A 25,595-nucleotide genomic window follows, 5' to 3' on the forward strand; every position below is an offset into this window, starting at 1 on the left:
TTTGGCTCATTTGTTTCATTTTAATGAAACTCTGGTTCAGTTGTTTATATAATAATTAACTATAGTTTCAACATTATCAGTAATAATTCCGTCAAAATAACCTTCCAACTTTTTTAACGTTTCAATATCATTTAAAGTCCATAAAACAATATGTAACCCTATTTCCATGAGTTTTGAAATAAGCGTTTTATACTTTTCAAGTCCGAGCATTTCAATACCTTCTACTGGTAAATTAATAGAATAAAAATTCAATTCTTCATGTAAAGGTATAATCTTTTCTATCATTTCCTTTTTTTCAATCAAAAGCCCTAAATCAACATTTTCATCCAATTTTCTTAAAATTCTTAAAGCCTCTATATTAAATGAAGAAAATAAAACCCTATCTAAAGCATTAAAACTTTTTACAGTATTATATGCCATTTCAGTGGCCTTAACATCTTTTATTTCAACATTAATATACGCGTATTCTGGAAGTTTTATAAAAACTTCTTCAAGAGTTGGAATATTTTCTCCATTAATTTTAATTTTTTTTATTTCCTTTGATGTTAGATCGTTGATTTTCGTTGTATTACCGGTAATCTTCTCAAAATTATCATCATGATGAATAATTAGTGCACCATCCTTTGAAAGCTGTACATCTAATTCCACACCATCAGCACCAAACTCTATAGCTTTCTTATAAGCTAATATAGTATTTTCAGGAAATTTAGCTCTATATCCCCTATGACCTAAAATCACCGGACGTTCTTTAGACATTAAAATACCTCCTTTTTTTGTGTTATCTTTTATTATATGTGTTTTTTTGTAATTCTCTATCTGATTATAAATTTTATTATAATCTATATCATCATTAAAATAAAAAATATATAATGTCCCAATCATCATAAAAAATAAAATGCTTAATTTCATAAAATCCATAAAATCACTCCAGATAATAATTTATCATATATATTATACTCTAATTTTGTTAAAAACTTGATTTTTCTATCGTTTTTGTTGTAAAATAGATTATAATAAGAAAAATATAAAATAGGGAGGTTCTAATATGATTTATAAATTACAAATAGAAAGAAGCAAATTAAATTCATTAATGGATATGGCATCCAAAGCTGTGGCGAAAAAAACAACAAATCCTATTCTTTCTGGATTTAAATTTTCAGTAAAAAATAAAGATTTACATCTCTATGCTACTGATTTACAAACAGCATTTCATGGCGTAATAAAAAATATAATATTTGAACAGGTTGAAAAAATTACTGATGATTTATTCGAACCAGAAAGAAAAGAAGTTGATAGCGAAATAGATGATGAAACTGCGATTCAAGAAGAAAAAACAGAAGATTCCGTTGAAAATAATGATGAAACATTATTTCCAGAATTATCTGAAGACTCATCAAAGGATAATATTAAACCAGATTTTGTAGTAGAAGCAACATATTTTATGGATATAATAAAAAATTTAAGTTTTGAAACTGTTGATATATATCTCGAAAATAAAAATATAAAAGTAATGGCAGGTAAATCTGAATTTTTATTACCAACAATGGATCCTGAAGAATTTCCAGAAATTGTTCCAAATAAAGCAGAAGAAGGGATAATAACATTTGAAAGGCAAAAATTATTATCGATGATAGAAAAAGTAATATTCTGTGCTCTACGAGACTCTGAAAATGTTTCGAGAAATTTAAATGGAATATATTGGGATTTCAGAGAAGGCGGTTATTTAACCTTAGTTGCAGCAGATGGTTATAGACTGGCTTTAGCAGAATTATCCATGGATATAGTTAATACTCCACCATCATTTTTATTATCATTAAAAAGTATGGAAGAATTATTAAATGTTTTAAGAGGTTCTAAAACAGAAAATGTAGATTTGTTTTTTGATGGTGCTCGTGTATTATTCTTCTTAGATGATGACAAAATAGAAATCATATTAAATGTTGTAGATGCAACATTTCCTGATTATGTAAGAATAATTCCTCAGGCATTTAAAACAAAAGTAATAACTTCAACTGATTTATTTTTAAAGGTTTTGAAAAGAGTTTCAATAGCTGCAAAAAATGATCAGGTAAAAATGGAAATAAAAGATGACATAATGGAATTAACAGCCAAATCTCCTGAAGTTGGATTGGCAGTAGAAGAACTTGAAATAGATAAAGAAGGAGAAGATATATTAATTGCATATTCACCTAAATATTTAAGAGAAGCTATTGACCATATAGGTACTTCCGAAGTTGAATTTAATATAACAAGTGAGAGTTCTCAAACAATGATAAAACCTGTTGGCGACGATTCATATATGTATATTGTTATGCCCGTGAGGTTGAAATAATGAGGATTGGGTTTGGATATGATGCACACCCGTTTGAAGAAAATAAAAAATTATATATAGGTGGTATTGAACTTCCATCAGAAAAAGGATTAAAAGGGCATTCTGATGGAGATGTCCTTATTCATGCAATTATCGATGCTTTATTAGGAGCTTGTGGTATGGAAAATATAGGTGAATTATTTCCTGAAATTGAAGAATATAAAAATATCGATAGTAAAATACTACTGGAAAAAGTTATGGAAAAGTTACATAAGATTAAAATTATAAATATCGATACCACAATTGTTACATCACACATCAAATTAAATCCATATAAAAATATAATAAAGAAAACACTTTCAAAAATAATGAATATTGATGAAACACAAATTAATATAAAAGGAAAATCTGGTAACGGTCTGGGAATTGGCGGAAAAAATGAGGGAATTGAGGCATATGCTGTTGCATTAATAGAAAAATGAAAATAAATAATATACATGGATTTAAAAACATTGAAATAAAAAAATGTATTGAAATTCAAAAAAATCTATCAAAAAAAATAAATTTAAAAAAGTTGACTAAAACTCCAGAAATTGTAGCAGGAGTAGATCTGTCTTTTTTTAAAGATTACGGAATAGCTATAATAATAGAAATAAATAGAGATTTCAAAGAAATAGAATTGGTTTATCATTATCAGAAAGTTGAATTTCCTTATATTCCAGGTTTATTAGCTTTTAGAGAATTGCCAATTTTTATAGAAGCATGGAAAAAATTAAAAACAAAACCTGATTTAGTATTTTTTGACGGTCAGGGAATAGCTCATCCAAGAAAAATGGGAATAGCAACACATGCATCGTTTTTCATAAATATTCCAACAATAGGAGTAGCAAAATCAAGATTATTTGGAAATTATATTGAACCATGTTTTGAAAAAGGATGTTCATCATATTTATTTGACAAAGAAAAAAGCAAAATAGGAATTGTACTGCGAACAAGAGATAATGTAAAACCTGTTTTTGTTTCTCCAGGTAATTATATAACACTGGAAGAAACTAAAAATATAACTTTACAATATACAACAAAATACAAAATACCAGAACCAACAAGATTAGCTCATATATATTCACAAAAAATAAAAACTAAAATATTCATATCGGGGTGATAAAAATGGACATTTTGCAGGTAATGATAAAAGCTGCAAAAAATGCTGGGGATATATTATTAATGAAAAAAAAGAATTTAAAAAATATTCGAACAAAAAAATCATCATCTGACTTAGTAAGCGAAGCTGATTTAGAATCTCAAAAACTTATAATAGATACAATAATGAATGAAATACCAGAAGCCATAATACTTGCAGAAGAAAATTGGAATGGCGATAAAAGAATACTTAAACATGGAAAAAAAGTATTTGTAATAGACCCTTTAGATGGAACATTAAATTATGTTCATGGAATGGATTTTTATTCAATATCAATCGCTATGATGGATGAAGGAAAAATAAATTATGGGGTAGTGTATTTGCCTGAAAATGATAAATTATATTATGCTGAAACAAGAAAAGGGGCTTATCTAAATGGTTTGAAGTTATATAGAAATGAAGAAAAAGATTTATCAGAATCAATTTTTGTTACTGGATGGCCATATGAACCTGAGTTATTCAAAAATGCATATGAGGCTATAGAAAAAGTTCATAAATATATTCACGAAGTAAGAATTTTAGGAAGTGCAGCTGGAGAATTATGTTTATTAGCTGAAGGAAAAATAGACGGTTACTGGGAATATGGATTAGGACCATGGGATTTAGCAGCAGGCGTATTAATTGCAGAAGAAGCTGGATTAGAGATATATGGAATATCCCAAAAAGATTTTGACCTTTCAAAAGGAGAAATAATAGCAACATTTAAAAATAATATAGACTCTGTATATAAAATATTAAAGGAGTGATTTTGTGGAAAAATTTGAAATGGAAACACTTGAAATAAAAGGCGAAAAAATAGAAACATGGAAATTTAAGATAAATACCGATAATAAAACATCAATTAAATTATTAAAAGAAATTGTGGATTACATAAACGGAACAAATATAAAACTAGTTATTGACCCAATAGATAAAATATTTGCATACATATATTTATATCCTCAGGAAATATTCACTCCGCCAGATAGAGATTTTTTCATTGAAAGAATAAACAAAATAGTAGAATTAATTTAAAAAGATAAAGCTCCAGTTTTACTGGAGCTTTTTAAGTAAAATCATTTTACTTTTCCAACTGGTGCTAAATAAACTACAAATTCTTCTTCACCATCAACACCAATTAAATTATCCATCTTTTCCTGATCATAAGCTGCAACTGCACAAGTCCCACAATTTATGGATTCTGCCGTTAAATAAAGGTTTTGACAAACATGCCCAGCATCAATAGCAATAGTTTTATGAGCTTCAAATGAGTATTTCCACTCTGTTCTGTAGGGAATAGCTGTCCAAACAAAAACTACAGCACTATTTCCAACAAATATTTGTCCTAATGTTGCTTCAATAACTTCTTTTGAAAAATCTCCTTTTTTTAATAATTGTAATTTATCGACAGTTGGTATATATCTATATAATCCTTTTTCAATACCTTCAACATTAAAAATCAACAAATATGTTTCTAAAGGATGAGTAGCACCAGCGGATGGAACTGTTCTGAAAGTAACCTTATTTTTTACTATATTTCGTATCCCTTGAGTATAATATAATAAGTATGATAATTCTTCTAAAGACAATGGTATATCAGAAAAATTTCTTCTACTCATCCTATTATTAAGAACTTCTTTTAAATCAACTTTACCTAAATTAATTTTTTCAATAGGGGTTAAATCAATAAATTCCCCATTTTCGTCAAAAGGTTTAATATATGGCGGAATAGGAATCTCTTTTTTTCTATCAGGAATCTCAACCTCTAAATCTTTCCAATTTGACTTTAAAACATCTCTTCCACATTTCTTCATATTCTCACCTCCACATTTTGATTATAACATATTTAAATTGAAGGTGGAATTATTTTTTGCGATTATATTGAAATAAAAACCGTATATAAATATATGTTATAATAAATATAGAATATATATTAAATGTAAAATCAGCAAGAGCAAGAGAAATTCTTAAGAATTTAACTAAAAAAGATATTTTAGAAAAAAGAGGAAAAACAAAAGGCAGTTATTATATTTTAAAACTAAGAGATGAAGAATAAATTAAAGAATTATAAGAGGGCATGTAAAATAACTGTTAATTGTGGCTGTTTTTAGAACATAAAATTTATATAAATAATGATAAAGAAAGAAAAAGCTATTTTTTTATGTCTGGAGGCGATTAGATGAAAAAATTACCAATAGGAATACAAGATTATAAAGAAATAATTACAGAAAATTATACATATGTAGATAAAACAAAGTATATATATAAAATGCTAAACGAAGGAAAGTTTTATTTTTTATCCCGACCAAGAAGATTTGGAAAGAGCTTAACAATATCAACATTATATTATCTATTCAAAGGAGAAAAAGAATTATTTAAAGATACATACATATATGATAAATGGGAATTTAAAGAATATCCTATAATCAGAATAAACATATTAGATGTTGCAACAGACAATGAAGAAAGATTCAAAAAAAGTTTAACGAAAATAATAAAAGAAGAAGGTATGAGAAATAATATAGAAATAACAGAAGAAGATTATAAATTTGCATTTAATGAATTGATAATAAAATTAGGCCAAAAAGAAAAAGTAGTAATACTAGTAGATGAATATGAAAAGCCAATATTGGATAATATAAATAATAAAGAAAAAGCAGAAAGATATAGAGAAATATTAAGAGATTTTTATGTAACAATAAAATCAAAAGATGAATACATAAAATTTGTATTCATAACCGGGATTACGAAATTCACAAAAACAGGAGTATTTTCTGCACTTAATAATTTAAATGATATATCATTAAACAGTAAATATTCACAAATGTTGGGATATACACAAAAAGAATTAGAAAAATATTTTAGCAATTATATAAAAGAAACAAAAAAAGAAATGAATATAAGTGAAGAAAAATTATTAGAAGAAATAAAAAGATATTATAATGGATTTTCCTTTGATGGAGAACATTACGTATATAATCCCTTTTCAGTATTGAAATTTTTTGATGAGAAAAGATTTAAAAATTATTGGTTTGAAAGCGGATCTCCATCATTCTTATACAATTACATAAAAGGAAAAAAAATAGAATATGAGGAACTCGTAAAAACGACAGTAAATGCAATGGATTTCTCAACAAGAGAAATAGAAGATGCCAATGCGAATATATTTTTTGCACAGGCTGGGTATTTAACATTTAAGGGAATAGAAAAGATAGGATTTGAAGAAGAATATATATTAGACTATCCAAACCTTGAAGTAAAAAATAGTTTTTCAAGATTAATATTAGAAGCAAATTATGGATTTGATGGTGTTGTAATAAAAGAATTAAGCAGAAGAATAATAAAATCATTATTAAAAAATGACATAGAAGGATTAATTAAAAAAATAAAAACAATAATAAGTGCAATACCGTATAACTTACACAAAAAAGAAGAAAGTTATTATCATTCATTAATATACACAATATTAGCATCAGCTGGATTAAACGTAACAGCAGAAGAATTAACAAATTTAGGAAGAATAGATTTAGTATTAGAATATGAAGACAAAATATATATATTTGAAATAAAACTAGACAAAAGTGCAACTGATGCAATATCTCAAATAAAAGAAAAGAAGTATTATGAAAAATACATAGATAATGCAAGTGAAATATATTTAATAGGAGTAAATATCAATTCTGAAAAGAGAAATATTGATGATTATATTGTTGAAAAAGTTATATAAAATTAAAAATATAAATGTCGTTCCAAATATGGAATGACATTTATTCTAATATTTTTGTTTTTATTATGATATAATAAAAGTATTAGATACTTTTTCAGAAGGAGATGATTTTGTGAGTAAAGTAGATAAAATATATTTTGCAGCCGGATGTTTTTGGGGAGTTGAACATTTATTCAAAAAATTAAATGGAGTTTTAGAAACCAATGTTGGATATATGGGTGGAAATTATGAAAATCCAACATATGAGGATGTTTGTACAGGCAGAACAGGACATGCTGAAACAGTCGAAATAATCTTTGATAAAGATTTAATCTCAGAAAAGGATTTAATTAAGTATTTTTTTGAAATTCATGATTTCACAGAATATAATAGGCAAGGTCCTGATATTGGAACTCAATATAGAAGTGTTATATTTTATACAAATGAAAATCAGAAAAAAATAGCAGAAGAATTAAAAAAAACTTTGTCGGAAAAATTTACTGTTGCAACGTCAATTGAACCAGCAAAAGAATTTTATTTAGCGGAAGATTATCATCAGGATTATTATGATAAAACCGGGAAACAACCTTACTGCCATTATAAGAGAGAAGTTTGGATAAATTTTAAATTATAAATAAAAGCAATTTCACTTAAAATGTAAAATAGCCGTTTGGCTATTTTACATTTTCTAATTCTAATATTTCTGAAATATCTTCAACGATTTTATCTATATATTCCGGATTTTCGACGATATCAATCGTATCACCATCAACAACATATATTTTTGACTGATTATAATTATTTATCCATTCCATATAAAGGTCATCAAGCTGTTTCCAGTATTCTATAGGTACTTGCATTTCCATTTCGCGCCCTCTTTTTTTTATTCTTTTAACAACAGTATCTACGCTTGTTTTTATATATATTAATAAATCAGGCTTTTTTAAAAATTCAAGCATTGTATAAAAAATCTGTCTATATGTTTGATATTCTCTTTCGCTCATTTTTCCATTGTTATATAAATTTTTTGCAAAAATCTCAGCATCTTCATATATGGATCTATCTAATATAGCATTATCTTTAGAATCTATTATTTGTTTTATACTATTAAACCTGTGAAATAAAAAAAATGTTTGCAGGTGATAAGACCATTTTTTTTGATCCTGATAAAAATCTTCCAAAAAAGGATTATCATTTACAGATTCATAATAGGGTGTGAATCCTAATCTTTCTGATAATACTCTGGTAAAAGTTGATTTGCCCGCTCCTACATTTCCTGCTAAAACTATCATTTTACCCATAATTTCCCCTCCAGATATTCAATTATTCTTTCTAATAAATGTTTTAATTGTTTTTCATCAAATACATTAAATGTATTTCCATTAATATATAAAAAATCTTTCTCATTTGAAAAATAATTTTTGTAGCCATTATCCACTAATTCAAGATATTCTCTTGCAATGACTTTTTCCATATCCCTATTTCTTCTTTTTATACGTTCCACAATAGTATCGACATCAGTATCAATATATATTAAAACTTCTGGTTTTCTGATATCTTGAGTAAGAATCTCATAAATTTTAAAAAATTTTTCCTTTTCTTTTTTATTCGTTATAGTGATATCAGCAAATATCTTATTTTTCAACATATCATAATCAGAGATCACAAGATTAGAATAATTATTTTTTTGATATTGTTTGTATCTTGATACTAAAAAAAACATTTCTGTTTGAAAACCAACATCTTCGTTTTTATATAATAGCGGTAAATAAGGATTATTTTCAAATTCTTCTAAAATTAATTCATCAGCATTGAGTTTATAAAATAAAGCATTAGCTAAGGTAGTTTTTCCACTTCCAATATTTCCTTCAATATTTATTCTTAAAGATTTTCCTTTAAAATATTCTGCTATTTTTTTCATTTTTTCCCCCTATTTATGATATGATATTAGTAGTACCATTATATATGAAAATTATTTAATCTTTTTATATTTTTCTTTAAAATTACCACATATAGTAGTTATTTAAATCACAAACACTATTAATAGTGAGGTGTAATATGATATTTGCAAAAAACTATAGTAATAATCCAATAATATTAAAAGAAACTAATGATTTAACGTTATTAAAATCAAATTATCCTTGCAAATATTCAGAATCTTCTAAAATATTTGTGTATACTTACAATGCACAATCTGATAGAACACTTCTTTTTATTCATGGTTTGGGTACAAAAAATTTAAAATATTTAAAATGGTTTCCAGAAAACTTTGCAAAAAATGGTTATAATAGTGCACTAATGATTTTACCGTATCATTTTGACAGAACTCCATCAGGTTATAAAAGTGGAGAACTGTTTTTATCAACAACGAATAATTATGTTTTAAGAGCTCGATTTGAACATTCTGTAGTAGATATACTTACAACACTAAATTATTTAAAAGAAAAGTTTAATAGCGAATTATATTTAATGGGATTTAGTTTCGGAGGGATGGTCTCAACAATAGCCTCATCATTAAGACAAGATATAAAAGGATTATCTCTGGCAGTTACAGGCGGAAATTTTTATCACATTACATGGAAAAGTTTTGTAACTGGTGTATTGAGAGTTCAATATGAAGAAAATAAAGAATGTAATCCCGAGAAGTGTAGGTTATATCATCAAAATGAATATCCAGTTTATTTAAAAAAATTGGATAATCCTGAAGTGGAGTTAGATAAGGCACCAATTGCATGTTTTGAATATGATCCTTTGACTTTTGCAAAATTTGTTAAAACGCCAACAATCATGTTCAAAGCTTTATTTGATATATTTATTCCTAAAAATTCCACAATGGATTTATATAACGCAATTAATGCTAGGAAAAAATTATATTCTATTCCAAGTGGTCATTTGACTTCTTATTTATTTAAAAGGTATATATTGAAAAAAACCTTAGATTTTTTCAAGAGGTGATTATATGAAAGTATATTTAAAAAAATGTATTAGTTATGATAATGCAGAAGATGTATTAATTCCTATTTTAAAAAAGTATGAAAATAGATTTAGTGAGGGAGATAAAGTTTTAGTTAAACCAAATTTGTTATCCCCCAAAAGTGTTGAAAGTGGTATAACAACACATCCAAAAATAGTAGAAATAATTTTAAAATTTTTGCTTGATTTAGGTACTAAACCATATCTTGGAGATAGTCCAGCCACAGGAACAGCTTTAGAAGCGGTTAAAGCCAATGGAATATATGATGTTTGTAAAAAATTAGATATCCCTATTGTTGAATTGGATGATCCAGTTGAAATAGATGGCGAAATTTTTAAAGGAATTATGATATCTAAAAAAGTTTTGGAAGCAGATAAGATTGTAAATATAGCAAAATTAAAAACGCATGTACAAATGATTATGACTTTAGCAGTGAAAAATACATTTGGTTGTGTTGTTGGAAAAGAAAAATCCGCATGGCATTTTAGAGCTAAAACAAATACTAATTTTGCTAATGTTATAATAGATATACATAATATAGTAAAACCAACACTAAATATTATTGATGGTATATTAGGAATGGAAGGTAATGGTCCGGCAAATGGTATTAAGAAATATTTTAATGTTTTGGGTGTTTCGGAGAATGCTTATGCTCTTGATCATGCTATTATTAAATCTTTAAATATAAAAGAAAAGTATGTATATATTATAAAAGAAGCCATGAAGAGAGGTTTGATTCCTCATTACGAGATAGAATCAAATTGGGAAGGAGAACGAATAAAATTACCTTTGACAGCACCAATTTTTGAAACTGTAACCAATTTAGTAAGAATTTTCGAAAGAGTTCCTAAAATAAACAAAAATAAATGTGTAGAATGTAAATTATGTGAAACTAGATGTCCTGCAGAAGCAATTGATATTGACAATGATAAATTTATTGATTATTCAAAGTGTATCAGATGCTATGTTTGTCATGAGGTATGTCCTCAAGATGCAATAAAATTAATAAGAAAATTAAAATAAAAAACGATGAGTCAATTAAATTGACTCATCGTTTTCTTTAAGCCTTTTAAGCTTATTCAATCTAACAGGATTTAAATAATTTAAACAACATCCACTTCCAAACATTTTAACTTTTAAATTTAATTTGCTTTCATATTCAACAATTTCATTGTATTTAGCACATTTATTATCTTCTGTTAAATATTCACATTGATTTTTTTCTTCATTCCATTTTCCATAATAACATGGTGTATGCTTACAACAGTATCCACATTGCACACATACAGGACATTGCTGTTCTATTTTATTCATTTTTTCAAATAATTTATCAAACTCTTCTATTCCATCTAAATCATCAAAATCATCAAAAAACATAAAAACCTCCAAATTATATAGTTGAATGGGTTATTTGATCGAGTTGTGGAACTCTTTTATATAACATTGATATAATCATTGGATACAAAAAGAATTTTATAGCTAAAGATACAATTCTTGGAGGTATTAATACAGCATACGGAACTCCCCAAAGGGAATGAATAAGATATGGTGTTATTGAAATTCCAACTATTCCTCCAGCTAAATATGATATAGCAAAATTCCAGAATTTTACTTCTTTTTTAAACAAATAATAGAAAACTAAACCAGGTAAAAGTCCATATAATCCTGAAGTTATAGTAAAATAAGGAACATATGGACCCATTGGATTTATCCAATAGCCAAAAAAGTCCGCAAGAGCTCCGACTAAAAAACCGTACCCCGGTCCAAGCGTAAAGGCTGATATCATAATTGGCAAAGTTCCAAAACCAATTCTTATACTTTCTACGCCAAATAAATTAAATCTAAAAGATAATAGTCTTGTTAAAATAATACTTAAAACTATAAACAAGGAACTTAAAACAAGCCTCTTAGTTTTTGTCAAGATAATAACCTCCTCTTTCAAGAGAATAACACAACTTAAAATGATTATATCAAAGTTTTTTTAATTTTTCAACTATTAATATTAGTTTTTCTTTTATAAAATATTGGATAGGATATACCAAGAATTATTGAAAATATACTTACACTTAAAAGTACAAAACCAACATTGTTTCCAAAAATTGCAGAATATCCGCTTGAAATAAAATTACCTATTGACCAGGCAAATCCCATTGAGACAGATGAAGCAAAACTTTTATTTTTAGGCATTAAAATTTGTGCTTCAACCAAATTAGCAGACATTGTCAAAAAACCAAAAGCATCAAAAGCAGAAAAAGAAACAATTCTTAATATTTCAGTGTTCATAAGAACCATAAGTATCCCCGAAATTCCCATACCTAAAAAACCAATAAGATTAATAAATTTTATTCCAAATTTATCTCTTAAATAAGTCCCATAATAATTTGTAAACATACCAATAATCATACCAATTGTTAATGTTGCGCCACCAATTATTAATCCTGATCCTTTTTGATTAAGATAAATCGGAACAAAAGTATGAAAAATATTCATAATAAATCCCCTTAAAGCAACCATCAAAAATACAGGTATTAATACTAATGCGTCTTTCAAAGCAGGGAACCTTTTTTCTGCAATTTCTAATTTTTCATATTTCCATAATTTTTTATAAAAGAATATCAATAATATTCCACTAATAATACCAACATAATATAATTTGTCTATTCCAAATATTTTAACATAAGTAGTAATAAAAACAGGTCCTAAAGCTGCTCCAAATGTTCCAAAAACAGAAAACCAAGCTACATGTGTTCCTTTATTTTGCCTCCCAGCAAAACTTGCACCAACCGGATGAAAAGCAGAATTAAATAATCTAATAAAGAAAATTAAAATCAATAATACATAAAAGCTATTTACAAACCCAATTAAAGAAATTAACAAAATTTCTATAAATAATAGGAGTACAACAAAAACTCCATCTCTTTTTCTTCTATCAAAATATAAACCAAAAAAAATTTGTAAAATTGAAGAAAATGCACCAATTAGTGTAATTAATGTTGTAAAAGTCCTACTATCAATATTAAATTTATTAATAAAATAAGGTCCTAAAGGTTTAAAAAAAGAGTTAAAAAAATCAGCAAAAAAATGAGCGAGAGAGATTGTAAAAGTCATATTCCTCCTCCTTATTGTTAGTATTCCGAACAAATTATATCATAAAAATTTCATAAAATCTATTTTTGATATTTACAGTTTTATTAAGATAAATGTAAAAAAAGGCCAATCAAATTCGATTGGCCTTTAACATTAAAAATAACATTAAAAAATTATTCTTTTTCATATGGAATACCATCTGCTGCTGGAGGTCTTGTTTTACCTACAAATCCACTAACAACAATTATAGTAATCACAAATGGTAATAAGTTTAACAATGCTTTCATTTCAGGTGGTATGTCAAGTATCGATTGTAATTGGATATTTAAAGCATCTGATGCACCAAATAGCAATGCAGCCCACATTGTTCCAACTGGATTCCAGTTACCAAGAATCATAGCAGCTAAAGCTATAAATCCTTTACCACTTGGCATATTTTCTTGGAATTGTCCTAATTCTCCTATACTCAAATATGCACCTGCAAATGCTGCTAAAACACCACTCATCAATACACCAAAATATCTAATAGCAAAAACATTTACACCAAGTGTATCTGCAGATTTTGGATTTTCCCCAACTGCACGCATTCTTAATCCTAAAGGTGTCTTATATATTAAAAACCAACTCAAAGCAACTGCTATAAATGCTAAATATACAAATATACTCATTTCATCGAAAATTTGCCCGAAAAAAGGAACATCCTGAATAGCTGGTATTTTTATTTTAGGAATTTTTGCAACAAAATCAGTTTGTCCTGAATGACCAAATATTGGTTCCATTAAAAATGCTGATAATCCTCCTGCAATAAGTATCAAAGCAGTTGCACTAACTATTTGATCAGCGCTCCATCTAATTGAAACGTAAGCATGCATCCAGGCTAACATTACGCCAGAAATTATAGCTCCCAACAATCCTAGCCAAGGATCACCAGTATAAAATGTGAAAACAACTGCTGTAAAAGCTCCTATTTTCATTATACCTTCTAATGCAATATTTGTAACACCAGTAATTTCACTATAAACTCCACCCAATCCTGCAAATATTAAAGGTGTAGCACTCATTAACATTAATTTATAAAAAATAGGTGTCGATAAACTATAAATTATAGCTTGAAAAACATTCACTTTGATTCACCACCTTTAGGAGATGCAAATTTCATTATCAGAGTTCTAACAATTCTATCAGCAGCAACAAGGAATATAATTATACCCTGAATTATAGTAACTATATCATCAGGAACTTTTGCAAATTGCATTGCATTAGAACCTGTTCTTAATGAAGAAATTAAGAATGCTGCGAATATGATTCCAATAGGATTATTTTGTCCTATTAATGCAATTGAAATTCCGTCAAAACCTTTACCTCCACTAAAATCTCCAAAAATTCTATGATGTATTGCCATAACTTCAAGAGAACCTGCTAAACCTGCTAAAGCTCCACTAATAGCCATAGTTAAAACTATATTTTTACTTAAAGATATAGCTCCAGCTTCAGCTGCATAAGGATTAAAACCAACAGCTTTTACCTCATAACCTGTTGTTGTTTTTTCTAATAATATATAAACTAATATTGCCGCTATAATAGAAACAATAATTCCTGAAGGTAAAGTATTTGCCTGAACTGTCATTAATGGTGGAAGTTGCGCACTTTGAGCAATTTCTGGTGATTTTGGAACTCCTTGACCAACTGCCAATGGTCCTACAACAAAATAATTTGTTAAATAAACAGCTATCCAGTTGAGCATTATAGTTGTAATAACTTCATGTGCTCCTGTAGCTGCTTTCAAATAACCAGCAATCGAAGCCCAAAATGCTCCCCCTAATATACCAGCTAACATAGTAATCGGAATTGCAAAAACTGGAGAAACATTACCAAGATTTATACCCACAAATGTGGCAAATATTGCTCCCATCATCAATTGTCCTTCTGCACCAATATTAAATATACCGGCCCTGAAACCAAATCCAACCGCTAATCCTGTTAATACAAGCGACATCATCTTGGAAATATTTGCAGCCCATGCTGCCTTTCCACCAAAAGCTCCCTGCAACATAACCCAATAAGCGCTTAAAGGATTTTTACCTATTAATAAAATTACGATTGCTGCTATAAATAAAGCTATTATTACAGATGTTATTGGAACTAAAATACTCATTGTTTTCTTTGAGAGTTTAATTTTCAATTGAATCCCCTCCATGTGCCAGCTTTTCTTCAATTTTTATATCTTCAATTTTATGTCCTGCCATCATTAAACCAAGTTCTTCTATTGTTACTTCATCTGGTTTAACTTCTCCCATTATTTCTCCTTCATACATTACTATTATTCTATCTGATAAAGATAATACTTCTTCAAGTTCCATAGAAACTAATAGTATAGCTACATCTTTTTCTCTTAAATTTAATATTTCTTTATGAACATATTCAATGGCACCAACATCAAGACCTCTTGTAGGCTGAGCAATAACAATAAATTCCGGATTAAAACTAACTTCCCTTGCAATAACAACCTTTTGTTGATTACCTCCTGATAAATTTCCCGTTGGTATTGTTCCATCAGGTGGTCTAACATCAAATCTTTTTATTAAAATTTCCGCATTTTTATTTATTATATCATGATTCAAAAAGCCATTTTTTGCAAAGGGTTCTTCATAATGCTTTCCTAAAATTAAATTATAATAATTTGGAAATTCCTTTACCATAGCATATTTGTATCTATCTTCAGGAATATGACCTATGTTTCTTTCTCTTAATTCTCTAACAGTTTTTTTAGAAACATCTTCACCTTTATACAAATATTTTCCTTTTTCTATTTTTCTTAAACCTGTTAACGCCTCAACTAATTCTGTTTGCCCATTACCAGCAACACCTGCAACTCCTAACACTTCACCTTTTCTTATTTTAAAACTTATACCTCTAACTGCTTCTAAATCTCTATTATCTTTTACCCACAAATTCTCAACTTCAACAGCAACCTCACCAGGTTCTTTTTCTTGCTTTTCTATTCTCAATACAACTTCTCTACCAACCATCATATTGGCAAGTTCTCTTGCATTTGTATCTTTTGCAGCAACGTTACCTGTTACTTTACCTAATCGCATAACGGTTATATTGTCACTTATTTCCATAACTTCGTGTAATTTATGTGATATAAATATAATGGTTTTTCCATCTTCTTTTAATTTTCTTATTATTCCAAATAATTCCTCTGTTTCCTGTGGAGTTAATACAGCTGTAGGTTCATCTAAAATAAGTATTTCAGCACCTCTATATATTGTTTTTAATATTTCAACCCTTTGTTGCATACCAACTGGTATATCCTCTATTTTTGCATCAACATCTACAAACAAACCATATTTTTCAGAAAGCTCTTTAACTTCTTTTCTTGCCTTTTTTAAATCAAAAATCATTCCACTTTTAGGTTCAGAACCCAAAACAATATTTTCAGCAACTGTCAAGGTATCGACTAACATAAAATGCTGATGCACCATACCAATACCTGACCTTATAGCATCACCTGGACCTTTAAAAACTTTCTTTTCACCAAGAATGTAAATATCTCCGGATGTTGGTGTGTATAATCCATACAATTGATTCATTAAAGTTGATTTACCAGCACCATTTTCTCCGATAATTGAGTGAACTTCTCCCTTTTTAACAAGAAAATTAACATGATCATTTGCAAGAACTTTCGGGAAACGTTTTACTATATCTTTCATAATTACCGCATATTCCCTTTTATCTATAGAAGATAAATCTATACTCAACTTTTACACCTCCTAACATTTTCGTTTTCGCAAAGCGAAAAGAGATAACATTTTTATTAACTTATTTTCATATAATTAATTTAATGAATTATCTTTATAAACATATTTATTTCTCTGTTTTTTTTGCCCCTGCTAATATTAATTTTTTGACATTTCACTAATAATTTGTAAATACCGAAGCGCTTCGATATTTACAAATTATTAATGTTTTAAATTTATAAATAAGGCGGGAATACCCCGCCCCTGTATTTTAAATTAAATTAAAATGGAAATTCAATATCAACTGTAAAGTTGTTTAAATCATTTTCATTATCTGGAACAACCAATAATCCTGTTTTAATTGCATAATTTAAGTACTCAACTTCAGCCAAAATTCTTGAAGGAACCATACCTTTTGTATATTTCATTGGTGATAAACTTACACCATCTTCTTGAGCACCTAATACCTGAACTCCACCTTTAAATCTGTTTCTGTAAGCATCTCTTACACCATAATATGATGCATTGTCAACTCTTTTTAATGCACTTGCTAAAACATAACCTGGTGCCATATAATCCTGATCTGAGTCAACACCAATTGCAAAGAATCCTTCGCCCGTTTCATAATATTTGTCAACAACTGCTGATAAATTTGCATTAGCATCGATACCATATACCTTTAATGATTTTTCTTTTGCAGCATCTATAACACCGTTACCACAAGCTCCTGCTGCAGCAAATATTATATCTGCTCCTTCAGCAAATTGAGCTAATGCCATTGATTTACCTTTTGCAGCATCTGTAAATGATTCTGTGTATCCAACAACAATTTCTACATTTTCTCCATAAATATCGTTGTAAGCTTTAACACCAGCAACATAACCATATCTAAATCTTTCTACTGGAGGAATAGCAATACCACCTATGAAACCAACTTTTCCTGTCTTTGTCATAGCTGCTGCTAAATAACCAACAAAAAATGCTGATTCCTGTTCTTTAAATAAATATAATTGAACATTTTTAGGAACATTTCCACCTTCTGGTGGAGCAATGTCTATACCTATGAATTTTACGCTTGGATATTGTGGTGCAACATCAAATAATGCATTACTCATCATAAAACCAACAGCAATAACAACATCTGCTTCTTTAGCAGCATTTGATAAGTTGTCAACATAGTCACTTTGCTCTTTTGATTGAATAACCTGCGCATCTATACCATATTTATCTCTAGCTCTTAATACACCTGCCCATGCACCATCATTAAATGATTTGTCTCCTAAACCCCCTACGTCTGTAACCATAATAACTTTGAAAGCAAAAGATGAAACTACCAATGCCATTAATAAAACTAAAAGTACAGCTTTCTTCATAACCTTACCTCCCTTTATAGAATTTAATAATTTGTAATCCGCTTAAAGCGGTAAAAATTAACATCAAAATGCCAAACATAATATTAACACTGAATGATTGAGCATTTAATACAGGATATTTAAATTCAGATAGAACATGAATAGTTTCTGGTTTTATAAATGATACTATAGATGCGATAAACATTATAATTATACCAAATATTTTGAATCTTATTTTGTCGTTCAAAAAGAAATATAAAAATCCTAAAATCAATAACAATAACACTTTTGTACCCCAATCAGTAATAATTGGTTTAAGATTTATGCTGGTATTTGTTTTTTCTGAAAAAACAGACAATAATTTTGGTTTGTAATTAACTAAAACGCTTGATTTTATCAATTTCTTTTCCAAAGTGTCTTTGAATAATTCTTTAAATTCTTCATCAGAATATTTAAGAATATTCGTAACGTTTTTATTATACTCTAATAAACCATTTTCTATATTTTTATATCTCTTTTCGGAATTTTTTTCAAATTCATCAAGTATCTTTTTGAATTCAGTTGCTAATTTTGTATAAGTTTCAAAATTATCAATATGTAGTCCTTGAAGCAATAAATCTACTTTAGCTTTACCATCTTCGTAATTTAAATAATCTAAAATCTTACTTTTTCCAGAATCGATTAAAAATTTCTTTAATGCTGAATTATATATGTATCTTATTGATGAATATTCTGCAGATAATTGAGAACCTATATACGCTACATCTTTATTTACAAATGTGTATGGGTATACTAAAATATCATTTAATAGCGTTTTTTGCATTATAGAACTATGAAAATCTGGATTATTTTCCATTCTAATTTCTTCAACATTTTTGAACAGTGGCATATTCATTAGCAATAAAATTACAACGATTAAAGAAACATTTATTATTCTTTTTAATAATGGAACGTTTCTTCCAAAAGCTTTAAAAAACATTGTAACTAATATTAATGAGAAACCTAAAAGCAAGAAAGTTCCATATAAAAACGAAGTAATTATATCTTTTGAAAAATCAAAATAATTTAAAATATATATACTTTCACTAAGAGTTATTCCAAAAAACAACCATTGATATAGATTGTTCTTTTTTAACAAAAATACAATTATAATCAAAAGCAAATATACAACAAATCTGATCCACTCTCTACTTTTTTTCACTTCAGCATTATTTAAAAATATATTTATAATTTCAGAAGTATCTTTTTTTATTTTTTCAGGCACAAAGGATAAAACTTTGGATGCCAAATCATCTATCTCTATTTCGAGATCTTCACCAGTTATTTTCAGTTTTGAAATTTCTTTTATTCCATCTTCGAGAGTCTTTTTATTTTCAGAAATAATATTGTCGAATAAAGTATCGGGATTGCCTTCATAAATATAATATTCTGGAGATTCTAATTTTGCACGTCTATTTTTCATCTTTATTTTTAATAAAGTCTTATTAGGAGAATCTTTAACCAAACCGAGTGAATATGCAATGGCATTTTTTATATATAAAAAACCTGTATCCTGTAAATAAGTGGAATACTTTTCTAACGCCAAATAAAACGCTGGTAATGATCTAATTGTTTCTTCTTTCAAGTTTTTTCCGGCCAAATCACTCTGTACATAAGCAAGGAACCCGGCAAATGCAATTTCTTTTTCTAAAGATTCAAACTTATGTTCTTCTGCTATAGATGATAAATGTTTTGGAATATACGATGGTCTATCCGTATATTCGGCACTCCCTACCATCTGCGACTTATAAAATTTATACAATCCCATGTTTTTCAATTCTTCAAAAAACCATTGAAAATCATTAGAGTGGCTATTATATTTCTCAATATAAGTTACATAATTCTCTTTTATATTAGCCATGTTAAGTGGATTAAGAGAAAACATACTTATACTAAGTATAGCAAAAATAATTAATAAAAAAACCTTTTTCACAAAAGCACCTCCTATAAAAATTTCGACTGCTAATAAATATTATATCATAAACTGGTGAAAAATGCATCTGGATATTATCATATTTTTTTTTAAATTTCAAGTCAGATAAATAACAGTTTTAATTAAATATAATGCATTAATTTTATCTGAGAATATTTCTTCAAAGTTTAAAGCAATTAATCCTGTTTTTTAAACTTAGAGTGATATAATATAGTAAAATAATTATATTTGACAGTTCTTTATTATAACTGTAAACATGAGGTGATATTGTGAATATTCTTGTAACAAATGACGATGGGATTATGGCACCAGGTATTTTTATTTTGAAAAAAGAATTAGAAAAAGAGCATAATGTTTATATTGTTGCTCCTGATGTTGAAAGAAGTGCCACCGGTCATGCAATTACCATTCGAAATCCTTTATGGGCTAAAAAAATTTTTCTGAATAATGAATTTTTAGGCTATGCTGCAAATGGAACTCCAGCTGATTGTGTGAAATTAGGGTTAGAAGCAATATATAAAAATATTAATTTCGATATGGTTATTAGTGGAATAAATAAAGGTCCAAATTTAGGAACAGACTTATTATATTCTGGTACTGTTTCGGGAGCACTCGAAGGTTCCTTAAATGGTCTCCCATCAATAGCTATATCAAGTGCTAACTATCAAAATCCAAATTATGAAACAGCAGCAAAATTTCTTTTAAAATTTTTAAAAAATCATAATTTTCTTGATATGCCTGAATTCAGTGCTTTAAATATTAACGTACCAAATGTTGATTATTCAGAAATAAAAGGTTTTAAAATTACCAGACAGAGTAAAAGACGATATAGAGATTATTTTGAACCAAGAAAAGATCCATATGGAAATACTTATTACTGGATGTTAGGAGAGATAATTGAAGATGATGAAGATTTGAATTCAGATTATTTTGTATTAAAAGAGAATTATGTTTCAGTAACACCTATAAAGTCTTTTTTAACAGATTTTGATTATATGAAAAAATTAAAAGAATTAGGAGGGTAAAAATGAATTTAAAGGTTAGATTAATTGGTGATCCTGTTTTAAGAAAAAAAGCTATTAATGTAAAAAACATAGATGAAAATTTTAGAAACTTTTTAGAAATTATGACAAATATGATGTATAAAGAAGATGGAGTTGGTTTAGCTGCACCGCAAATAGGTATTAGTAAAAGATTTTTTATAATGGACGATGGAAATAAATTAAGAAAGGTTATAAATCCTGAAATTATAGAGTTTTTAGGTGAAGAAATTATTTTCGAAGAAGGATGTTTAAGCATTCCAGGAATTTTTTTGAACGTTAAACGCCCTGAAGGCGTAAGAGTAAGATATATGGACGAAAATGGAAATGTAGTAGAAGAAGAATTACACGAATATCCTGCAAGAATATTTCAACATGAGTATGACCATCTGGAAGGTATATTGTTTATAGATAAAGTTAGTACAGCCAGCAAAGCAAAATTAAAAGGTAAAATAAAAGATTTAATGAAAGAAGGAAGAAAAATAGCTAAAGAAATGGGGGAAATTGATATATATGAGAATAGTATTTATGGGAACTCCTGACTTTGCTGCTATTCACTTAAAAAAATTAATAGATTATAAATTTAATGTTGTTGGTGTTTTTTCTCAGCCCGATAAACCAAAAGGCAGAGGTCAAAAACTCATTCCAACTCCAGTAAAAATAATAGCTCTGGAAAATAATATTCCTATTTTTCAACCTAAAAGTGTAAATTTAAAATTAGGATACGAATCCCTGGAAAAATTAAACCCTGATATTATAATAACTGTAGCATATGGTAAAATATTAAAAGATAAAGTTATTAATTTACCTAAATTTGGTTGTTGGAATATACATGCTTCATTGTTACCTAAATATAGAGGCGCTGCGCCAATTCAGAGAGCCATCGAAAACGGTGAAACAAAAACTGGTATTTCTATTTTTAAAATAGTAAAAGAATTAGATGCCGGACCAATTGCCTATATGAAAGAACTTCCAATCTATATGGAAGATAATTTTGAGAGCGTATATAATAGATTAGCCAAACTCGGAAGTGAATCATTAATTGAATTCTTAAATAATTTTGAAATATATAGTAAAAAACTGATATATCAAAATGATAACGAAGCTACTTACGCAAGCAAAATAACAATTGAAGATACATATATAAATTGGTATAATGAAAATATAAAAGTGTTTAATAAAATAAGAGCATACGATCCTATTCCCGGGGCGAAATGCGAATTAAATGGACAAATTGTAAAAGTATTTAATGCATCATTGGGAACATCAAAAAATGATATTCCAGGAAAAGTTTTATCAATTGATAAGTATGGTGCTGAAATTTCAGTTGGTTCAGGAAGCATAAAAATTGGCAAAATACAATTCCCCGGAAAAAAAGCAGTAAAAATAATAGATGCATATAACGGTAGAAAAATTAAAATTGGAGATATATTCAAAAATATAAAAAGGGGTGATTAAAGTGGCAAAAACATTTAATATGTATATGATAAAAGGATATAAGAACGAAAAAGATGCTGAAATCATAGAAAACATATTAAAAAGTATTGAGGGTATTATAAAATTTAAAGTTGAAAAAGCTTTTGGGGCAGTTGAATTAACCTATGACGATGAAAAAGTATCTCGTGAAGAAATAAGTAACAAACTAAAAACAAAAGGGTTTGAATTAAAATATTAAAATGAAAAAAAAATACATATATGGATTTTTATTTGCATTAATAAGCACATTAGTTGTATTTATACTAATTTCAGGAGTTAAAAATTTTGTAAATAATATCCAAAATTTTTTAGGATATAATTATTGGTTTTTATTTTTTGGTTTTTTTATTATAACTATAAAATGGGTTATTGAAAGTTTTGTAATAAAAGTTTTATTACAAAAAGTGTCTTTAAAACAGGCTTTAAATTTCACTCTTATAGGACAATTCTACAGTTATTTAACACCTTTTTATACCGGAGGACAACCATTTCAGATAATATATATTTCAAAATATGGTATAGATCCTGGGCAAGCAACAGCTGCTATTCTTTTTAAAACTTTTATTTTTCAAATTAGTATGGCATTTTTAGGTATCGTAGCTACGATATATTCTTTTTTTCATTTTTCTATTTATATTACTTCGGGTATTATTTTAGGAGTTTTATTGAATTCATTAGCTGTTTTTTTGATAATTTTTTATGTAATAAATCAAAAAGCTGCTATAAATACCACTCTATATTTTGTAAAAATCTTAAAAAAAATAGGGGTTTTAAAAAATCCTGAAAAATATATTGACGAAATAATTTCTAAAGTAAAAAGTTTTATTGAAACATTTAAGCTACAATCAAAGAGATTAATTAATATTATCCTGGTTTTTGTTTTGAGTATATTTCAATTTTCATGTTCTTTTCTAGTATTGCCAGTGATTCTAAAGGGATTTAATAAGAACATATCATTAAAACTCGTTTTTAGATCATTAATAACTCAAATAACTTCTTCTATTATTCCAACGCCAGGAACTTCTGGAGGTGCTGAAGGAATATTTTATTTTTTATTTTCTGATTTTATAATAAAGGAAAGAATTGGAACAGTTATAGTTTTATGGAGATTTACAACTTACTATTATGTATTGTTAATAGGCGGTATTGTAGTCTTATTAAATCATAAAAGAAACTTAAATAAAAATGGATCTTCCACAAAAAGAATGGGTAATTAAAAATAAAATGATATATTTAAAAACATTTTCCATTTTCAAAGCATGTGGATTTAGCGATTTTTCATGCATTTTTTAAAGATTAAAACTAATATACAAATAGTTTTAGAAGATAATAATAAAAAGATTAATTAATAAAAAAAGAAGGAACTTAAAAGTTCCTTCTTTTTTTATTGGTGCCGAGGGCGGGACTTGAACCCGCACGGGATAAATTCCCACATGGCCCTCAACCATGCGTGTCTGCCGATTCCACCACCTCGGCAAGCCTTTCATATTATACAATAACTTTTATATTTTGTCAACTATATAATTTTTAAATTTGATACAAACTTATATAAAATATTATTTTCAAAAAATCCAAACAATATGGGAATTATATTGTTTTACAAAGGTAATTCTTTATTAATAAATTATTGATATAAAAAACAAATATTCAAGTTACATAAAATAATTCTATATTTTCTTATTAGAAAATAATAAAAATTTTACAAAGAATGTCTGTAAAATAAATATTTTTTCAAAATCATGTATATATTTTTGTATTATTATTTAGTAAGGAGGTGTTTTGATGGAATATAAAAATGGAAAAATCAATACATTATCACAATATGAATTTTTAAAACAGATTAAAGATATTGAAAATGAGGAAGAGTTAAAAGATTTTACAAAAAAAAGGTTTTTTAATTCCATTCAAAACGTAAATGATAAAAACAAAAAAGAAAAACTGAATAGCGATAGGTGAATTTTATGGTATATAATAGTGAACCACCTATTATTGAAATAAAAAATTTTTCATTATATATGAATAATAAAGAAGTATTAAAATCAATAAATTTAAAATTATATAACAATGAATCTGTCTTGATTTATGGCGAAAGAAATTCAGGAAAATCATCATTATTAAGATCTTTTGTACATTTAAATGAAGAATTATTTAATAATGTTTATGGAAAAGGAGATATAAAATATAGAGGAAAAGATGTCAGAGAACAGGAAAAAAAATATTTAAGAAGTAACATAACTTATACCGAACCACAGTACTTACAAAATTTAAATTATATATCCTTGAAGGAATTACTTAAAGTATCTTTAGGTATTACACCACAAAATCTATCTTATGAACATATTTCTTTATTGAAAAAATTAGATTTAATAGAAAAATTTGCTGACTTAAAAAGCTTAAGATATTATAACAATTTATCAAATTGGTCAAGTGCTGATAAATTATCATTGCTTTTATTTATTTCTTTAGCTCAAAATCCAAATATTTTTATGTTTGATTCTATTCTGGATCACATTGATGATATATTATTAAAAAAAATAAAAGATGTGATTTCTGATATAAATCAAAATAGAGTTTTAATTTTTGCAACAAGAAATCTTTTTAGATATCTTGATATATGTAATAGAATCATAGTATTAAAAGAAGGTAAAGTTATTTTCGATTCAACACCAAAAGAATTTATTATTAATTTCAGACAGGATAATTTTAGAAACTTGTAACGAACAAGTATTGACAAAAGAGCGAAAAAATGATAGA

At 27.3% G+C, this 25,595-nt stretch carries 28 protein-coding genes and 1 tRNA gene; 16 read left to right on the forward strand and 13 right to left on the reverse strand.

All coding sequences use genetic code 11. From position 1 onward, the window contains the following. Positions 1 to 36: 36 nt before the first annotated feature. The gene (locus X275_RS00810) at positions 37 to 918 is read right to left on the reverse strand and encodes a glycerophosphodiester phosphodiesterase family protein (RefSeq protein ID WP_197072568.1); all 882 of its coding nucleotides are present in this window, start codon (positions 916 to 918) and stop codon (positions 37 to 39) included. 127 nt (positions 919 to 1,045) lie between these two features. Between X275_RS00810 and dnaN the strand changes: the two genes are divergently transcribed. From dnaN to X275_RS00835, 5 genes are read left to right on the forward strand one after another with little or no spacing between them, the layout of a single operon-like run. Continuing rightward, on the forward strand, positions 1,046 to 2,332 hold the full coding sequence (gene dnaN, locus X275_RS00815; RefSeq protein ID WP_052913470.1) for a DNA polymerase III subunit beta: 1,287 nt from the start codon (positions 1,046 to 1,048) through the stop codon (positions 2,330 to 2,332). Next, the gene (gene ispF / locus X275_RS00820; protein ID WP_084825061.1) at positions 2,329 to 2,793 is read left to right on the forward strand and encodes a 2-C-methyl-D-erythritol 2,4-cyclodiphosphate synthase; all 465 of its coding nucleotides are present in this window, start codon (positions 2,329 to 2,331) and stop codon (positions 2,791 to 2,793) included. The genes dnaN and ispF overlap by 4 nt, the downstream gene beginning before the upstream one ends. Further along, positions 2,790 to 3,473 carry an endonuclease V gene (gene nfi / locus X275_RS00825; RefSeq protein WP_047267095.1) on the forward strand — a complete coding sequence of 228 codons (684 nt, stop codon included), beginning with the start codon at positions 2,790 to 2,792 and terminating at the stop codon, positions 3,471 to 3,473. Before ispF ends, nfi begins: the two co-directional genes overlap by 4 nt. 5 nt (positions 3,474 to 3,478) lie before the next feature. Then, positions 3,479 to 4,258, forward strand: a complete 780-nt coding sequence (locus X275_RS00830) for an inositol monophosphatase family protein (protein ID WP_052913471.1) — start codon at positions 3,479 to 3,481, stop codon at positions 4,256 to 4,258. A 4-nt stretch (positions 4,259 to 4,262) separates the two neighbouring features. Then, positions 4,263 to 4,526 carry a hypothetical protein gene (locus X275_RS00835; protein WP_047264764.1) on the forward strand — a complete coding sequence of 88 codons (264 nt, stop codon included), beginning with the start codon at positions 4,263 to 4,265 and terminating at the stop codon, positions 4,524 to 4,526. Positions 4,527 to 4,567: 41 nt separating this feature from the next. Here the strand turns inward: X275_RS00835 and X275_RS00840 are convergent, their stop codons facing one another. Continuing rightward, positions 4,568 to 5,305: a SagB/ThcOx family dehydrogenase gene (locus tag X275_RS00840; RefSeq protein WP_047267096.1), complete on the reverse strand. Its 738-nt coding sequence runs from the start codon at positions 5,303 to 5,305 to the stop codon at positions 4,568 to 4,570. Between the two features lie 365 nt (positions 5,306 to 5,670). Between X275_RS00840 and X275_RS00845 the strand changes: the two genes are divergently transcribed. After that, entirely contained in the window at positions 5,671 to 7,218 is a 1,548-nt protein-coding gene (locus X275_RS00845) for an ATP-binding protein (protein ID WP_047267097.1), read from the forward strand. Between the two features lie 112 nt (positions 7,219 to 7,330). Further along, the gene (msrA, locus tag X275_RS00850) at positions 7,331 to 7,831 is read left to right on the forward strand and encodes a peptide-methionine (S)-S-oxide reductase MsrA (protein ID WP_047267098.1); all 501 of its coding nucleotides are present in this window, start codon (positions 7,331 to 7,333) and stop codon (positions 7,829 to 7,831) included. A 40-nt stretch (positions 7,832 to 7,871) separates the two neighbouring features. Here the strand turns inward: msrA and X275_RS00855 are convergent, their stop codons facing one another. Beyond that, complete coding sequence (locus X275_RS00855) at positions 7,872 to 8,498, reverse strand: deoxynucleoside kinase (RefSeq protein ID WP_047264755.1); 627 nt, start codon at positions 8,496 to 8,498, stop codon at positions 7,872 to 7,874. Next, positions 8,486 to 9,118, reverse strand: a complete 633-nt coding sequence (locus X275_RS00860) for a deoxynucleoside kinase (protein ID WP_047267099.1) — start codon at positions 9,116 to 9,118, stop codon at positions 8,486 to 8,488. Before X275_RS00860 ends, X275_RS00855 begins: the two co-directional genes overlap by 13 nt. Before the next feature lie 137 nt (positions 9,119 to 9,255). Here X275_RS00860 and X275_RS00865 point away from each other — a divergent pair, with 137 nt between their 5' ends. Both X275_RS00865 and X275_RS00870 read left to right on the forward strand, forming a co-directional pair. After that, on the forward strand, positions 9,256 to 10,152 hold the full coding sequence (locus tag X275_RS00865) for an alpha/beta hydrolase (protein ID WP_047267100.1): 897 nt from the start codon (positions 9,256 to 9,258) through the stop codon (positions 10,150 to 10,152). A gap of 4 nt (positions 10,153 to 10,156) precedes the next feature. Continuing rightward, positions 10,157 to 11,194, forward strand: a complete 1,038-nt coding sequence (locus X275_RS00870; protein WP_084825062.1) for a DUF362 domain-containing protein — start codon at positions 10,157 to 10,159, stop codon at positions 11,192 to 11,194. Between the two features lie 15 nt (positions 11,195 to 11,209). Here the strand turns inward: X275_RS00870 and X275_RS00875 are convergent, their stop codons facing one another. The 8 genes from X275_RS00875 to X275_RS00910 form a co-directional block, all read right to left on the reverse strand. After that, the gene (locus tag X275_RS00875; protein WP_047267101.1) at positions 11,210 to 11,548 is read right to left on the reverse strand and encodes a hypothetical protein; all 339 of its coding nucleotides are present in this window, start codon (positions 11,546 to 11,548) and stop codon (positions 11,210 to 11,212) included. Positions 11,549 to 11,561: 13 nt separating this feature from the next. Beyond that, the gene (locus X275_RS00880) at positions 11,562 to 12,092 is read right to left on the reverse strand and encodes a folate family ECF transporter S component (RefSeq protein ID WP_047267102.1); all 531 of its coding nucleotides are present in this window, start codon (positions 12,090 to 12,092) and stop codon (positions 11,562 to 11,564) included. A gap of 68 nt (positions 12,093 to 12,160) precedes the next feature. Continuing rightward, positions 12,161 to 13,279 (reverse strand): MFS transporter, encoded by a 1,119-nt coding sequence (locus X275_RS00885; protein WP_047267103.1) that lies wholly within the window; start codon positions 13,277 to 13,279, stop codon positions 12,161 to 12,163. 152 nt (positions 13,280 to 13,431) lie between these two features. Continuing rightward, positions 13,432 to 14,382 carry an ABC transporter permease gene (locus X275_RS00890; RefSeq protein WP_047264749.1) on the reverse strand — a complete coding sequence of 317 codons (951 nt, stop codon included), beginning with the start codon at positions 14,380 to 14,382 and terminating at the stop codon, positions 13,432 to 13,434. Then, positions 14,379 to 15,413, reverse strand: a complete 1,035-nt coding sequence (locus X275_RS00895) for an ABC transporter permease (RefSeq protein WP_368493439.1) — start codon at positions 15,411 to 15,413, stop codon at positions 14,379 to 14,381. The genes X275_RS00890 and X275_RS00895 overlap by 4 nt, the downstream gene beginning before the upstream one ends. Positions 15,414 to 15,429: 16 nt before the next feature. Beyond that, positions 15,430 to 16,974, reverse strand: coding sequence for an ABC transporter ATP-binding protein (locus tag X275_RS00900; RefSeq protein ID WP_047267118.1), 1,545 nt, complete (start codon positions 16,972 to 16,974; stop codon positions 15,430 to 15,432). 308 nt (positions 16,975 to 17,282) lie between these two features. Then, a complete protein-coding gene (locus tag X275_RS00905; RefSeq protein WP_047267104.1) occupies positions 17,283 to 18,374 on the reverse strand; it encodes a BMP family lipoprotein in 1,092 nt (363 codons plus the stop codon). A 4-nt stretch (positions 18,375 to 18,378) separates the two neighbouring features. After that, on the reverse strand, positions 18,379 to 20,325 hold the full coding sequence (locus tag X275_RS00910; RefSeq protein ID WP_047267105.1) for a hypothetical protein: 1,947 nt from the start codon (positions 20,323 to 20,325) through the stop codon (positions 18,379 to 18,381). Positions 20,326 to 20,594: 269 nt separating this feature from the next. On the opposite strand from X275_RS00910, the gene surE reads away from it, so the two are divergent. Genes surE through X275_RS00935 form a run of 5 tightly spaced genes read left to right on the forward strand, consistent with a single transcriptional unit; the run spans position 20,595 to position 24,058 of the window. After that, positions 20,595 to 21,350 (forward strand): 5'/3'-nucleotidase SurE, encoded by a 756-nt coding sequence (surE, locus tag X275_RS00915; RefSeq protein ID WP_047267106.1) that lies wholly within the window; start codon positions 20,595 to 20,597, stop codon positions 21,348 to 21,350. A 2-nt stretch (positions 21,351 to 21,352) separates the two neighbouring features. Then, positions 21,353 to 21,907 carry a peptide deformylase gene (gene def, locus X275_RS00920; protein WP_047267107.1) on the forward strand — a complete coding sequence of 185 codons (555 nt, stop codon included), beginning with the start codon at positions 21,353 to 21,355 and terminating at the stop codon, positions 21,905 to 21,907. After that, the gene (fmt, locus tag X275_RS00925; protein ID WP_047267108.1) at positions 21,879 to 22,823 is read left to right on the forward strand and encodes a methionyl-tRNA formyltransferase; all 945 of its coding nucleotides are present in this window, start codon (positions 21,879 to 21,881) and stop codon (positions 22,821 to 22,823) included. The genes def and fmt overlap by 29 nt, the downstream gene beginning before the upstream one ends. 1 nt (position 22,824) lies before the next feature. Beyond that, the gene (locus X275_RS00930) at positions 22,825 to 23,040 is read left to right on the forward strand and encodes a heavy-metal-associated domain-containing protein (RefSeq protein ID WP_047266649.1); all 216 of its coding nucleotides are present in this window, start codon (positions 22,825 to 22,827) and stop codon (positions 23,038 to 23,040) included. Between the two features lies 1 nt (position 23,041). After that, positions 23,042 to 24,058: a lysylphosphatidylglycerol synthase transmembrane domain-containing protein gene (locus X275_RS00935; RefSeq protein WP_047267109.1), complete on the forward strand. Its 1,017-nt coding sequence runs from the start codon at positions 23,042 to 23,044 to the stop codon at positions 24,056 to 24,058. Positions 24,059 to 24,229: 171 nt separating this feature from the next. Here X275_RS00935 and X275_RS00940 read toward each other — a convergent pair. Next, positions 24,230 to 24,317: transfer RNA gene (locus X275_RS00940), tRNA-Leu, on the reverse strand. 306 nt (positions 24,318 to 24,623) lie between these two features. Here X275_RS00940 and X275_RS11455 point away from each other — a divergent pair. Both X275_RS11455 and X275_RS00945 read left to right on the forward strand, forming a co-directional pair. Further along, the gene (locus X275_RS11455) at positions 24,624 to 24,797 is read left to right on the forward strand and encodes a hypothetical protein (RefSeq protein WP_156168631.1); all 174 of its coding nucleotides are present in this window, start codon (positions 24,624 to 24,626) and stop codon (positions 24,795 to 24,797) included. Between the two features lie 5 nt (positions 24,798 to 24,802). Then, positions 24,803 to 25,558 carry an ATP-binding cassette domain-containing protein gene (locus X275_RS00945; protein ID WP_047267110.1) on the forward strand — a complete coding sequence of 252 codons (756 nt, stop codon included), beginning with the start codon at positions 24,803 to 24,805 and terminating at the stop codon, positions 25,556 to 25,558. The last annotated feature ends 37 nt before the right edge of the window (positions 25,559 to 25,595 follow it).

The organism is Marinitoga sp. 1197 (genome assembly GCF_001021165.1).
In the GTDB taxonomy this organism is placed as follows: Bacteria; Thermotogota; Thermotogae; order Petrotogales; family Petrotogaceae; genus Marinitoga.